The following is a 13,098-nucleotide window of genomic DNA, read 5'->3' as shown; positions in this document are numbered from 1 at the left end:
GGACCGGGACGGCCCTGCGGGCACCCACGTCGATCGCGGACTACATCGACCGCGGGTTACCCGGTTATGTCGATCGCGGGTACGGCGATCGCTGATACGTCGATTTTGGACCGGCAAGTCCAAACTTGATCAGGCGCCTCGCAGGTGGTCGATGAGGGTGTCCAGCGTCGCCTCCAGGTGTTCGGTGCTCCCCGTGGAGCGGAGCACCTGGACGCCGCCCTGGATGCCCGCGATGAAGGCCGCCGCGCACCAGGCCGACGGCCTGCATGTCGGTGATTCCCCGCTCGACGTGGGCGTGCCACTGGGCGAGGAGCGTGGTGACCACTTCGGCCGCGCCCGGGGTGCTCCCGACCTGGCCCATCAACGCCCCCAGCTGGCAGTTCCTCCCTTGTGCTCGATAGCGCGCGACGACCGCGTCCCGCCAGCGTTTCCAGGCCGCCCAGGAGGCGAGGGCGCCGAGGTGCGGCTGCTGGTCATCGAGAACACGGTCGGCCTCGTACCGTGCGACGGCGAGAAGAAGCTCTTCCTTGCCGTTCGGGAAGTAGTGGAAGATCTGGCTCTTGCTGGTGCCGGTGATGGCCCGGATGTCGTCGAGCGTCACACCTGCGGGGTCGTCGCCGCGCCCTCGATGATGCGCTGCCTGGTCGCCCGGCCCTTCGCGGTGAGTGCCATGGGTCGACGGTAGGACCTTCTGGACTTGGTAGTCCAATCAGCCGATCCGCGCCAGGGCGCGGAAGGGCGCCAGGCGACCTTGGAGCGGGACGGTGGTCAGCGGATGCCCGGCCAGGCCCCAGCGGGCCAGGAGCCGGTTGGCGGCCTGCCAGCCGGTGGTGGCCGCGCGTTCCATCAAAGCGACGGGCAGATCGACGCGGACGCCGTCGCCGGCCAGCACGAGGCCGGGCACCGGCCCGGCCACCGAGGGCCGCCCGGCGAACGTGCCCGGCGCGAACAGCGGGCAGTCCTGCCGCCATTCGACCAGGTCGCCGACCACCCGCGCCTGCCTCGTCTCGGGATACACCTCACGGAGACGTCGTAGCAGGCGCGCGGAGGTCGCCTCCCGCGCGCCGGTCGCCGCGTAGGCGTGCAGTTCCACGACGGCCCCGCCGGTGGAGCGGGCCCACGACGCGGCCTCCTCGTCATAGCGGTTCAGCACACTCACGTTGTCGAGGGGCGGCAGGCCGCCGGTGGCCAGGAACGCCGGCCGCTGCGACGCGACCGGCCGGTCGAGCCAGAGGCGGCGCACGAGGTACGGCGGCGCGGTGGCCAGGGCGGCGACGCGCCGCCGCCACTCCGGGTCGCCGAGCTCCGGGGAGGCCGCGACGAGGTCACGCAGACCGGGCACGTCGAGAGCCAGCACGACCGCGTCGGCGCGGACCGTACGCCCAGCGTGGACAGTGTGTTCCGCGTGGACAGTGTGCCGCGCATAGACGGTGTGCCCCGCGTGGACGGTGTGCCCCACCTCCACCACGAAGCCGTTCGCCAGGGGACGGACGGCGCCGACCTGGGTGCCGGTGTGCACCCGCGCGCCGAGCTCCGTCAGGTGGTGGGCCACCGACGCCCACAGCTCCGAAAGCGGACGGCGCGGCACGTCGAACAGCAGGCCCTCAGCCGAGCCGAGGAAGTACAGGTGGAACATCACGGCCAGTTCGGCGGCGGACAGCCGGTCCGATGGAGCGAAGAAACTGCGGGAGAACACCTCGAACGCCAGGTGCCGGGCGGCGGCCGGGAAGCGCAGCCGGGCCAGGAACTCCTCGGCGTCGAGGTGGTCCAGCTCCCGGTACGTGCCGGGCACCGTGACGTTCAGGAGCGGGAGCGCCGCGCGGGCGTTCAAGCGCAGCAGGTCCCGTGCCCTGAATGTCGGGCTGCGGAGGGCGAAGGCGAGGGCGTTCCAGGGCGGGGTGGCCGGCAGGCCGCGGAACGTGTCGACGCGCCCGGCCGCGTCGCGCAGCGGGTAATCCGGCACCGCGACCAGCCCGGCGAGGTGCGGATCGGTGCGGCGCAGCAGGGCGCGCAGGTTGTAGTACTGCCGGAAGAAGGCGTGAAAGCCTCGGCTCATACCGACACGCGCGCCATCGGGCAGGGTCGTGCTCCAGCCCCCGGCCCGCCCGCCCAGGTGGCCCTCGCGCTCGTAAAGGTCGACGGCGACGCCACGCTCGGCGAGCGCGGTGGCGGCGGTGAGCCCGGCTATCCCGCCTCCGACGACGACGGCGCGCGGCCGCTCGGCCAGCCCGTCGGCGTGCGGGCGCCCCTGCGACGCCGGGTGGAACACACGCCTGCGGTCGCGGCTCACACCAGCACCTCCGCGCGAAAGGTGTGCACACGCCAGCGGTCACGGCTCACACCAGCACCTCCCCACCGCAGGTGTGCACACGCCTGTGGTCACGACGGCACTTCCGCCCGGACGATGTGCGCACACCTGGCGTCTCGGCTCACCACGGCACCCCCGCGCGGAAGATGCGCACGCACCCGTGGTCACGGCCCACACCAGCACCCCCCGCCCGAAACGCGTACACACCCGGCGTCACGGCTCACCACGACACCTCCACCCAAAAGGCATGCGCACACCCGGCGTCACGGCTCACCACGACACCTCCACCCAAAAGGCATGCGCACACCCGGCGTCTCGACTCACGACGACACCTCCGCGCGGAACGTGTGGGCGATGCCGCGCTGCCAGCCGCCGGCCGTACGGATCCGTACGCCGGTGAGCCCCGCGCGGCGCAGCCGGTCGGCGAAGCCCTCCGGGGAGTCGAAGTCGAGGGCGCTGCGCCACAGATGGCGGTACAGGCGTGCGTCGCCCGTGGCCAGTCGGCCGGCCGGGATGATGACGCCCCAGCAGACGGCGTGCCACACCAGCCGCGCGACCGGCCCGTCGCGCAGCGCGTAGTCGTGGACGACGAGGACGCCACCGGGGCGCAGCAGTGCCCGGAGCACCGCGAGGACCGCGTCCGGGTCGGCGAGGTTGCGGATGAGGTAGGCGGCGAAGACGCCGTCGAACGGCCCGGCGACCGGTGGCTCCTCCGCCCGGCCGCGGACGAACCGCACGGTCGCGGGCCACGGTTTGGCGCGGGCCCGGGCGAGCATCCCGGCCGAGGCGTCCACACCGGTGATCTCGGCGTACGGGGCGGCGGCCAGCAGCGCGGCGGTGGAGGCGCCCGTACCGCAGCCGAGGTCGAGCAGCCGAGCCCCCGTGCCGCCTGCCGACAGGGCGAACGCGCGGGCGGCGCGCCGCAGGTCGGCGTGGTAGCCGGGGTTCGCGCCGACGAGCCGGTCGTACGCCGCGGCGTGGCGGTCGAACGCGCCGGACACGTCCGGGAGTCCGGTCATCGACGCGTCTCCGGTCGCCCGTTCTCCGGTCGCCCGTACTCCCAGCCGAGCAGGGTGGCCGTGACGAGGGCGAAGCCGAACAGAAAGTCCTCGACGGGGATGTCGAATGGGAAACGCAGCCCGGTGATGGCGTGGGGGTCGTACACGACGACGGGCGCGGACAGCGTCGTCAGCCTGCCGTCGACGACGATCTGGAAACCGAAGACGATGACCATCGTGAGCCAGTAGGCCGGGCGGCGGAACAGCCCCGTGCGCAGCCACCAGCGCTCGACGGCGACCACGGCGGGCACCGCCAGCAGCGCCGGAACGGTGTATCCGAGGCCGGTCATCGCCCCGGCCCCGGCCCCGGCCCCGGCCCCGGCCCCGGCAACAGCGTCGTGCGCCCGAACCCGCTCATCGTTCCCGCGCCGGCCGTAGCATGCTGCCCGGCGTCAGCCGTCACGGCTCTGACGGCAGCGCAACATCCCCGAATGCTCACATCGCCCCCGCTCCGACAGCAGCCATGGCCAGGGGCGCCCGTCCCGGCTCCAGCGGTGGCACGGCGCACACCGAACCCGGTCATCGTCCCCGCTCCGACAGCGCCACGGTCCCCGGCGTCATCCATCCCGGCTTCGGCGGCAGCACAACGCCCCCGAATCCGTGCACGCCCCCGCTCCGACAGCAGCCGTGCCCAAGGGCACGCGCCCCGGCTCCGACGGCGGCACGGCGCGCCCGAACCCGGTCATCGTCGCCGTTCCGAGGGCAGCGCGGTGCCTCGGACCCGGTCATCGTCCTGGCTCCGAGGGGTGCGGGGCCCGGCGCAGGACCGAGGACAGGCGCCGTACGGCCTCCAGGGTCAGGACCGCGCATACGGGGACGACGAGGAAGAACAGCGCCTCCTCCAGCGGCACTGACAGCGGCAGCGTGACGCCGACGAGGTGGCGCGGGTCGTACCACCAGACGCGGGCCGCGATCGCCACGGCGTCCCAGGCGAGGAAGACCGCCGCGACCGGCAGTACGGCGCGCGCCAGGCGGGCCGGTCGCCGGTAGACGCGGGCGGATGGTTCCAGGGGCAATGTGACCGCCAGGCAGCCGGCCAGCAGCAGCAGGTAACGCAGATGGTCCACGGTCATCCCCTCCGGCCGTGGACGGTGCGGACCCCCAGGGCGCGGGTGAACGCGGTGCCGGCGAGGGCGAGGCGCCGACCGGTACCGACGGTGATCCGGCCGGCGAAGACGTTGTAGTCGTTGTCCTCGATCCCGTCGAGGATGCGGGCGTACAGCGCGCATGCGGTGGCGACACAGGACCGGGCGGCCGGGTCCAGGAGCGCGATCCCCGGGCGGGCCAGCCGGTAGACCGCGCGGGTACGGCCGACCTGGTCCGCCAGCGCGCGTCGCACCCGCGGGTCGACGCGGCCCGTACGCCGGCACCAGCCGAGTAGCTCGCGGTCGACGCCGTACGCCGCGAGCTCGTCGGCGGGCAGGTACACCCGGCCGCGGTCGAGGTCCTCGCTGACATCGCGCAGGAAGTTGGTGAGCTGGAAGGCGCGTCCGAGGGCGGCGGCGCGGGGCGCGGCCTCGGACGGGTCGCCCACCGTGCCGAGTACGGGCAGCATCTGCAGGCCGATGGCCTCGGCGGACCCGTACATGTACTCGCGCAGCGCCGCCCGGGTCGGGTAGGCGGTGACGCTGAGGTCCATCCGCATGGAACGCAGGAACGCGACGAACAGGCCGCCGGGGATGCCGAACATGGTCGCGGTGTGGACGACGGCTGCCAGGACCGGATGGTCGCTGCGACCCGTCCGCAGCCCGACGGTGAGCGCGTCAGCGACGTCGTCGAGCAGGGCGGCGACCTGGTCGGGGCCGTGGTGGGCCGCGGGCTCATCGACGAGGTCGTCGGTGTACCGGGCGAAGCCGTACAGCGCGTGCACGGCGGGCCGCCGGGAGGGCGGCAGCAACCGCGTCGCGAGGAAGTAGGTCCGGCCGTGCTGGGCATTGAGCGCACGGCAGCGGACGTAGGCAGCCTGGAGCGCGGGATCGGTGATCCCCGCGGCGTCGAGTTCACGGCGGCTTGCCGCCGTCTTCGGGCAGCCGTCTTCTCCAGCGCGCCGGGCAAGGTCCGTCATCGGCGGTCGCTCGCGGGATCGGGGACACGCCGATGGTCCGGGCCGATGACGGCACGGCGCGTACGGCCCGCCAAGACGCCGGTGATGCGGTCCGCGGCGAGACGGCCTGACAGTAGGGCCGTGGGGACGCCGACGCCGGGGACGGTGCCGCAGCCTGCCAGTACCGCGTTGTCGGCCGTGCGTGGCAGGTTCGCGGGACGGAACGGTCCGGTCTGGGGGAAGGTGTGCGCCAGGCTGAACGGTGTCCCGGCGGCCAGTCCCTGCCGTCGCCAGTCGGCGGGCGTGAGGACGTGCAGTGTGTCGACGGTGCTGGGGGCGAAGCCGAGGCGGCCCGCCACCACGTCGATGAGTTCGGCCACGTACGCCGGGCCGGCGCGGTCCCAGTCGAAGGGGCCGTCGTTCAGGTTGGGGACGGGGGCGAGGAGGGACACCAGCTGCCGTCCGGGCGGTGCGAGGGACGGGTCCGTGGCGGTCGGCCGGGTCAGCAGTAGCGACGGGTCGCGCATGAGGCGGCCGTCGCGGACAAGGTCGTCGAACGCCGCCTCCCACGCCTGGCCGAACAGGAGAGTGTGGTGGCCGGTCCCCGCCCAGGCGCCGGGTGCGGCCAGGTGCGCCACGACCGCCGAGGGCGCGAACCGCAGCCGCCACGGGCGGCGTGGTGTCCCGCCCAGGAGCCGGTACGCCTCCGGCAGGTCACAGCTGAGCACGACCGCGTCGCACGCGAGCCGTTCGCCTCGCTCGGTGCGTACGGCGGTGACGCGACGGCCCCGGCGCTCCAGGGACGCGACCGCCGTCGCGTACCGGAAGGCGACGCCGGCGTCAGCCGCCGCGCCGGCCAGGGCGTCGGGCAGCGCCCGCATCCCGCCGAGCGGGAAGTACACGCCGCCGACGGTGTCCATGTACGCGATCACTGCGTAGAGAGCGAGCGCCCGGCGCGGCGCCAGACCGGCGTACAGCGCCTGGAAGGTGAAGATCCGGCGGAGCCGCTCGTCGCGGAGGAACCGTCCGACGGCCCGGTCCCACCGGCCGAACCCGCCGAGCGCCGCGAGCCGTGCGAGCCGGGGCGTCAGCAGGCCGAGCGGTGAGTCGACGTTCGCCGCGATGAACGCCGCGTACTCGACCTCGTGCAGCCGGGTCAGCCAGCGCCGGAGCCGCCGGTAGCCGGCCGCCTCCGCCGGTCCGGCGAAGACGCGTACCGCCTCGGTCATCGCCTCGGCGTCGGTGTGGACGTCGAGGCTGGTCCCGTCGGCGAAACGGGCCCGGTAGGCGGGGTCCAGCCGTACCAGCGGCAGCCGGTCGGCGAGTGACTCGCCGACCGCCGCGAGCGTGTCGCCGACGATTCCGGGCATCGTCAGGACGGTCGGCCCGGTGTCCATGTGATGGCCGTGCGCGTCGTGGCGGCCGGCGCGCCCGCCGGGCACCGGGGCCCGCTCGACGACGGTGACCCCCCGGCCCCGCCCGGCGAGGTGGAGCGCGGCGGCCAGTCCGGACAGTCCCGCGCCGATCACCACGATCCGGTCGGTCCTCCCGGCGACGGTGCGCATGCCCCTCGCGTACCCGGGATCTCCCGGACCGAAGCGCAAACGTCAGGGCGTCGCCGCAGGTCAGCACCGGTTCGCCCCAGATTGTGACGCCGTCGACCCCTTGCGCCGGCTCGAGCGCGGCCGTCACCGCCGGCCGTACGCGCCGATCATCAGCCGGCCTTGCGCAGGGCCTGGTCGAGGTCCGCCCACAGATCGTCGGGGTGCTCGATGCCGACGGTGACCCGAATCGTCCCGGCGCCGATGCCCGCCGTCCGCAGTTGCTCGTCGGTGAGCTGCCGGTGGGAGGTGCTCGCCGGGTGCATGACGTACGTCTTGACGGTCCCGAGCGACGGGCTCAGGCTGGCCAGCCGTACGGCTCCGGCGAACACCTTCCCGGCCTCGCGCCCGCCCGTCAGGTCGAACGAGAGCACTCCCCCGTGGCCGTCGGGCATGAGCCGGGACGCCAGCTCGTGGTCCGGGTGGTCCGGCAGGCCCGGGTAGCGGACGGACGCGACCGCGGGGTGATCCGCGAGCCGCGCGGCCAGGTCGAGGGCGTTGTCGGAGTGCCGCCGCATCCGCAGGGCCAGGGTCTGCATGCCACGCAGCGTGAGCCAGGCGGCGAACGGGTCGGCCGAGGCGCCGAGTTCGACCGCGTAGTGCCAGACCTTCCGGTGGAGCTCCTCCGTGGCGAAGACCACGACGCCGCCGAGGACGTCCGAGTGCCCGCCGAGGTACTTCGTGGCCGAGTGCACGACGATGTCCGCACCGTGGGCGATCGGCCGGAACAGGATCGGGCTCGCGAACGTGTTGTCGACGACGCTGAGCACCCCCGCGTCCTTCGCGACGGCGAACAGCGCGGGCAGGTCCACGACCTGAGTCGTCGGGTTGGCGATCGTCTCCAGGTAGAGCAGCCGGGTGTTCGGCCGCAGCGCGCCGCGGACCTCCTCCGGGTCGGCGCCGGAGACGTACGTCACCTCGACGCCCCACCGTTCGGCGAGGTCGTCGAGCATCGCGATCGTCGCTCCGTACAGGCAGTTCTGCGCGACGACGTGGTCACCCGAACGCAGCAGCGCCAGCAGCACCGAGTTGATGGCCCCCATCCCGGAGGCGGCGGCGAGCCCGGCGGCGCCGCCCTCGAGGTCGGCCACCGCCTCCTCCAGCGCCCGGACGGTCGGGTTGCCGAGCCGGCTGTAGAAGAACGCGCCGTCCGGGCCGCCGAACGCCTCGGCCATCGCGTCGGAGTCATCGAAGGCGAAGACGTGGTTCTGGTAGATCGGCGTTCCGAGCGGCCGGCTGCCCGTCACCTCCACGACGGGCGTGTGAACGGTCCTGGTCTCGGGGTGCGGTACGTCGTGTGGTGAGTTCATACCCTCCATCCTCGGCCGGGGCCGCCCACGGCCCCAGTGCCAATACCGCATAATTGGTCCGCATATGGAGCCAATTGACATCGCCGAGAGGCTGGGCCGATGGTCGGCCGGCCGTGGACCCCTGCACGTCCTGCTCGCGGCGCGGCTGCGGCGGCTGATCGACGACGGCGACCTGCCCCCAGGCACGCCGCTGCCGCCCGACCGAGCCCTGGCCGCGACCCTCGCCGTGGGACGCGGCACCGTCGTCGCCGCGTACGACGCGCTCCGCCAGGAGGGCCGGATCGTCCGCCGCCAGGGCAGCGGCACACGGGTGGCCGGGCCGCCGTCGGAGGTCGCCCACCAGACCACCGGCGCGCCGGTGTTCCTCCACCTGCTGGAACCGCGCGACGACGTGATCCTCCTCGCGTGCGCCGCGCTGGACGCCCCGCCGCCCGAGCTGACACGCGCGTACGAGGCGATCCTGCCCAAGCTGGCCGCGACCACCGGCGACATCGGCTACCACCCGTACGGCCACGCCACGCTGCGCGCCGCGATCGCCGACCGGTACACGCTGCGCGGCGTCCCGACCGACCCGGACCAGATCCTCGTCACCAACGGTGCCCAGCAGGCACTGTCCCTGCTCGCCCGCGCCTTCACCCGGCCGGGCGACCGCGTACTCGTCGAGGCGCCGACCTACCCGGGCGCCCTGGAGGCCTTCCGCGACGAGGCGGCGGTGCTCCGCGGCCTGCCGGTCGGCCTGGACGGATTCCAACACGCGGTACGCGAACATCGCCCGGCCCTGGCGTACGTCATCTCGACCTTCCACAACCCGACCGGCGCGGTACTCCCGGCCCTCGCACGCAGGCGACTGGCCGAGACGGCCGCCGCCACGGGAGTGCCGCTGATCGACGACGAGGTCGTCGCCGACCCACCGTTCCCCGGCGAGCAGATCCCGCCCCCGATGGCCGCGTACGGCGACGCCGTCATCTCGATCGGCTCGCTCAGCAAAATCGTGTGGGGCGGCCTACGGATCGGCTGGGTACGGGCCCCCGCCCCGATCATCGACCGGCTGGCGCGCCTGCGGGCCGTACAGGATCTAGGCGGGAACATCCCCGCCCAGCTGGCCGCCGCCGAGCTGCTCCCCCACCTCGACGCTCTGTGCCGGCGCCGCGCGGCCGACCGCCTCGCCGGCCACGACCACCTGCGCGCCGAACTGGCCCACCGGCTGCCCGACTGGGAGGCTCCGCCCGTACGCGGCGGACAGACACTGTGGGTCCGCCTGCCCCACGGCGACGGCGCGTCCTTCGCCCAGGCCGCGATGCGCCACCGCGTCGCCGTACTGCCAGGCGAGGGACTCGACGTGACCGGCCAGAGCACGGCGTACATCCGCGTCCACTTCCTCGCCCCACCGGATGAGCTGACCGAGGCCGTACGCCGCCTGGCCGAAGCCTGGCGCACCTACGAGGCCTCTCCGAACCGCGCCCGCCCACCCACGGCGCTGGCCGTGTGACTCGGGCGGGCGTAGGACACCGACCGACCGAGGCGGTTCAGGCTTCACTCATGCGGCATCGAACCAGGGCTTCTGGGCGGCCCAGTGCGTTACCCATCCGACGAACCCAGGGGACCCGGTAGTGAATCCGAACTCGGCACCGAAAGGAGCGGCGCCCTCGCCGGTGATGTTCCAGATATGTCCGCGGTGAGGCCCTGTGACGATGAGATGCCAGTACATGCCGCAGCCGTCAGTGCCCAGAACGATCGAACCGTGATTGAAGACCTGACCAAGGGCCTTGTCGATCTCTTCCGGCGACCGCGGGTCATCCTCGTCTCCTTCCCAGAGCCAAGGCGCGGTCAACGGAAACGGTTCGGCCGGCACGCGCCCGCGATCGTCTCCCCAGTCCTCGGGCATCTCCGCCAACGGGACGAGTCCGAAGTCCGGCGGTCCCCCGGCAGACCCGTTGCAGATTTCCGCAGCGAAGGTCCGATACGGCTCGGGCAGCACGATCCCGTGCTCCGCTTCATAAGCACGCAGCGCTTCCCAGCCCAGAGGCGGTTCGCACGAGTCCACGTCGAAAGCCGCCCGGAGAGCATCCAGATCGGCAGGGTCAGCGTGATCAGCATCCATGCCGCCCATGAATATCACCACGCGCTGACACCGCCGCCGACTCCGCAGGTACTTCTGGAGCCTCCGCCGAAGTCGGGGACGTTCATAATGCCGTTGCCGTCGATGGTAATCACTTTTACTGTTCGTCCGTATGAGCGACCTGTTCGACGCCGCAGCGATGTACGACGAGGACTATCTGCACTTCTTTGCCGCGCCTCGTGGCGCTAGCGAGTTCGCGGCGCACGGGCCTGTTGTCCCTGGTGTTGATTCCTCGGGCGAGGACGTCGCGGAGCTGGTCTGGCGTCTGCTGGATCTGCGACCGGACATGACCGTGCTGGACCTGGCCTGCGGGCACGGGGCCCTGGCCAACCGCTTGGCTGCTCGTGGCTGCCGGGTCACGGGCCTGGACTCTTCGGCGGTCTTCCTGGATCGGGCCCGTGCCGACGCGGCCGCCGCCGGAGTGAGCGTCGAGTACGTGGCCGGCGACATGCGCCAGATACCGTGGACAGGTCGCTTCGACCGAGTGATCAACTGGTCCACTGCGTTCGGATACTTCGACGACACCACCAATCGCGCTGTCCTGGACGGGATCGTCCGTGCCCTGCGGCCAGGGGGCCGGCTGGCCATGGACCTGGACAACCTGACGAGCTTTCTCGCTTCGTACTCCCCGTCACGCGTCGTGGCGGCGCGGGACAACGGCGACATGCTCGTCGACCGTTATCACTTGGACGCACTGACCGGCCGGTTCGATGCGGAACGGACGATCATCCGCGACGGGCGCGCCCGCCGGGTGAACTTCGTCAAGCGGTTGTTCGGCTTCCCCGAGCTACGAGACTGGCTACTCACAGCGGGATTCGCCGCGGTGACCGGCTACGGCGAGGACGGCCGGCCGCTGACCACCGACCACAAGCGGATGGTCGTGATCGCCGACCTCCATGACCCTCCTGCGGGTGGGTAAGCCAGCGTCGTTTCTAACCGCGCGGCTACCAGCACGATTTCGTGCGATGTTCCGTATCTTTCTTGTGCGGCCCGCCTCGGTGAGCATGGCGAGTACCGACAGAGATGTTGATTCAGTGGCAATACGGCGTTGCATCCACGCCGTGGCGCTTGCCATCTCAGCAGCAGCCGGAGTACGGCCGGTCATGACGGTCAAGTAGATCGTCCAATCATGGATACGACCGTGCAGGAAGCTGCGATGCCCATCCGTCGCGAGCCGCCCTATCTCCGGCATCAGCCCGAGCGCCCAACGCCGGAAATCGGTCGGGTCAGCCGTCTTCATTGCGATTCTGTCCACGAGTTCGGCGACTGCCGTCTTGGACACCAAGCCCTCGGGATCACGCACGATCACCGAAACGACCGCGCGGTCATTGTCACGGCGCTGTGCGGCAGCGATCACCGCAAGCACCTTGCGATATGCGGACGAGCGCACGTGCTCGTCCTCGACGGCCTTGTCGATGTCCACGTCAACGATGCCGGCGTCGGCAAGCAATGCGGTCAGATCAGTGCGCAGCGTCATCGCCCTACCCCCTACTTAAGGCGCATCCTGACCCTGTCGGCTGGTTGCGCCTACAGAGGAGTCTGGGTCATCATCGGGACATGATCTCCAACCGAAAGGGCGGCGACGCCCACGCGCGTTGAGCGCGCTGACGCGGCGCCATGACGCCGCTGCTTCCGTGTCCGACCTCCGTGGCAAGAGAGCTCACGGCCTGTGGCAGGAAGCCATCAAGATCCGGCAGGAGTGGCTTGACCACGGCCTGTCCACGCAGCCGGCCGATCGGCGGACCGCCGAACACAGCCTGGCCGCGATCTACGCGAAGATCCTTCGCCGACGACCCCGGTTCGAATGGGTCGACTCTCCGGCTCAAGCGATCTCGCTTGTCACCGAACTGCCCACCCTCGACCGGCTCTACGCGTGGATCCGCGACCCTCGTCTGCGGGGGACACCACCACTGGCCAGTGATCTGGCCATGGACCTGTCCAAGCTGCGCGGCGCCCTCAGCGCCGGCGTCTCCCACGCCGACCCCGAACTGTCGCCGGCGCGGAAGGGCAAGCACAACGAGCCCTGGCCCGAAGTGCCACCGCTGAAGGCACTCGAGCTCGGCGTTCCCCTGGGCGTCCTGCTGCACCAGGGCATCCGCGTCGCACTGGACCGGAGTCTCGCCCACGGATTCCGCATCCCGCTCCGCAACGCGCTGGCCGGCGGCGGACCCGTACCGGTGTGTTGGTACGGGCAGCAGGAAGCGGCGTGGGTGGCCTACTACGACGCCCTGCACCGGCTCGGGCTGGCCCGGTACGGGCCGGACGAACTCGACCTCCTCGGCCACTGGGCCGCGCTCACGCGCTCCTGCGGCTGGTGGTGGCCCGGCGAGGACGTGTGCGTCGTGGTGGATCGACCCGAACTCGTCCAGACCGAACCAGTCCCCGGGGCCTGGCACGACGAGGTCCGACTCCGGCGCGATGGCGTCCGCTACCGCGACGGCTGGCACCCGCTAGTGGCATGACCCACTGACCGGGCCGGGACGAGACCGGTTCTCTCGTCCCGGCCCGCCCGAGCGCCCTCGCGGGGTCAGGTGAGGGTTTCGCCGCCGTCGACGGTGATGACCTGGCTGGTGACGTAGTTGTCGGCCATCAGGAAGAGGGCCGTGGCGCCGGCTTCCTCGGCGGTGCCGAAGCGGCCGAACGGAGCTTTCCGCATTG

14 protein-coding genes are annotated in these 13,098 nt (G+C 72.0%); 3 read left to right on the top strand and 11 right to left on the bottom strand.

Going from position 1 to position 13,098, the window contains the following annotated elements:
* Positions 1 to 64: 64 nt before the first annotated feature.
* The 8 genes from ACYVF7_RS12100 to ACYVF7_RS12065 all read right to left on the bottom strand — a co-directional run bounded on the left by ACYVF7_RS12100 (position 65) and on the right by ACYVF7_RS12065 (position 8,321).
* Entirely contained in the window at positions 65 to 601 is a 537-nt protein-coding gene (locus tag ACYVF7_RS12100; RefSeq protein ID WP_460338910.1) for a TetR/AcrR family transcriptional regulator, read from the bottom strand.
* Between the two features lie 108 nt (positions 602 to 709).
* Entirely contained in the window at positions 710 to 2,290 is a 1,581-nt protein-coding gene (locus ACYVF7_RS12095; protein WP_460338908.1) for an FAD-dependent oxidoreductase, read from the bottom strand.
* 338 nt (positions 2,291 to 2,628) lie between these two features.
* Positions 2,629 to 3,327 (bottom strand): class I SAM-dependent methyltransferase, encoded by a 699-nt coding sequence (locus tag ACYVF7_RS12090; RefSeq protein WP_460338907.1) that lies wholly within the window; start codon positions 3,325 to 3,327, stop codon positions 2,629 to 2,631.
* Positions 3,324 to 3,656 carry a lycopene cyclase domain-containing protein gene (locus ACYVF7_RS12085; RefSeq protein ID WP_460338905.1) on the bottom strand — a complete coding sequence of 111 codons (333 nt, stop codon included), beginning with the start codon at positions 3,654 to 3,656 and terminating at the stop codon, positions 3,324 to 3,326. The genes ACYVF7_RS12090 and ACYVF7_RS12085 overlap by 4 nt, the downstream gene beginning before the upstream one ends.
* Positions 3,657 to 4,091: 435 nt before the next feature.
* The gene (locus tag ACYVF7_RS12080; RefSeq protein WP_460338903.1) at positions 4,092 to 4,433 is read right to left on the bottom strand and encodes a lycopene cyclase domain-containing protein; all 342 of its coding nucleotides are present in this window, start codon (positions 4,431 to 4,433) and stop codon (positions 4,092 to 4,094) included.
* A 2-nt stretch (positions 4,434 to 4,435) separates the two neighbouring features.
* Positions 4,436 to 5,431 carry a phytoene/squalene synthase family protein gene (locus ACYVF7_RS12075; RefSeq protein ID WP_460338901.1) on the bottom strand — a complete coding sequence of 332 codons (996 nt, stop codon included), beginning with the start codon at positions 5,429 to 5,431 and terminating at the stop codon, positions 4,436 to 4,438.
* Positions 5,428 to 6,975, bottom strand: a complete 1,548-nt coding sequence (crtI, locus tag ACYVF7_RS12070) for a phytoene desaturase family protein (protein ID WP_460338899.1) — start codon at positions 6,973 to 6,975, stop codon at positions 5,428 to 5,430. Before crtI ends, ACYVF7_RS12075 begins: the two co-directional genes overlap by 4 nt.
* A gap of 149 nt (positions 6,976 to 7,124) precedes the next feature.
* Positions 7,125 to 8,321 carry a trans-sulfuration enzyme family protein gene (locus ACYVF7_RS12065; protein WP_460338897.1) on the bottom strand — a complete coding sequence of 399 codons (1,197 nt, stop codon included), beginning with the start codon at positions 8,319 to 8,321 and terminating at the stop codon, positions 7,125 to 7,127.
* Between the two features lie 64 nt (positions 8,322 to 8,385).
* Here ACYVF7_RS12065 and ACYVF7_RS12060 point away from each other — a divergent pair, with 64 nt between their 5' ends.
* Positions 8,386 to 9,810, top strand: coding sequence for an aminotransferase-like domain-containing protein (locus tag ACYVF7_RS12060; RefSeq protein WP_460338895.1), 1,425 nt, complete (start codon positions 8,386 to 8,388; stop codon positions 9,808 to 9,810).
* A gap of 48 nt (positions 9,811 to 9,858) precedes the next feature.
* Here ACYVF7_RS12060 and ACYVF7_RS12055 read toward each other — a convergent pair whose 3' ends face one another.
* Complete coding sequence (locus tag ACYVF7_RS12055) at positions 9,859 to 10,443, bottom strand: SMI1/KNR4 family protein (RefSeq protein ID WP_460338893.1); 585 nt, start codon at positions 10,441 to 10,443, stop codon at positions 9,859 to 9,861.
* 109 nt (positions 10,444 to 10,552) lie between these two features.
* Between ACYVF7_RS12055 and ACYVF7_RS12050 the strand changes: the two genes are divergently transcribed.
* Positions 10,553 to 11,359 (top strand): SAM-dependent methyltransferase, encoded by an 807-nt coding sequence (locus ACYVF7_RS12050; RefSeq protein WP_460338891.1) that lies wholly within the window; start codon positions 10,553 to 10,555, stop codon positions 11,357 to 11,359.
* Here the strand turns inward: ACYVF7_RS12050 and ACYVF7_RS12045 are convergent.
* Positions 11,240 to 11,917, bottom strand: a complete 678-nt coding sequence (locus tag ACYVF7_RS12045) for a hypothetical protein (protein ID WP_460338889.1) — start codon at positions 11,915 to 11,917, stop codon at positions 11,240 to 11,242. The two genes, ACYVF7_RS12050 and ACYVF7_RS12045, sit on opposite strands and share 120 nt — an antisense overlap.
* Before the next feature lie 157 nt (positions 11,918 to 12,074).
* On the opposite strand from ACYVF7_RS12045, the gene ACYVF7_RS12040 reads away from it, so the two are divergent.
* The gene (locus tag ACYVF7_RS12040) at positions 12,075 to 12,902 is read left to right on the top strand and encodes a hypothetical protein (RefSeq protein WP_460338887.1); all 828 of its coding nucleotides are present in this window, start codon (positions 12,075 to 12,077) and stop codon (positions 12,900 to 12,902) included.
* Between the two features lie 65 nt (positions 12,903 to 12,967).
* Here ACYVF7_RS12040 and ACYVF7_RS12035 read toward each other — a convergent pair whose 3' ends face one another.
* Complete coding sequence (locus ACYVF7_RS12035) at positions 12,968 to 13,096, bottom strand: SDR family oxidoreductase (RefSeq protein WP_460338885.1); 129 nt, start codon at positions 13,094 to 13,096, stop codon at positions 12,968 to 12,970.
* Between the last annotated feature and the right edge of the window lie 2 nt (positions 13,097 to 13,098).

Source organism: Actinoallomurus acanthiterrae (assembly GCF_054775715.1).
Note: the sequence above shows the minus strand (reverse complement) of the source record. Positions and strands in the feature narration are given on the sequence as shown.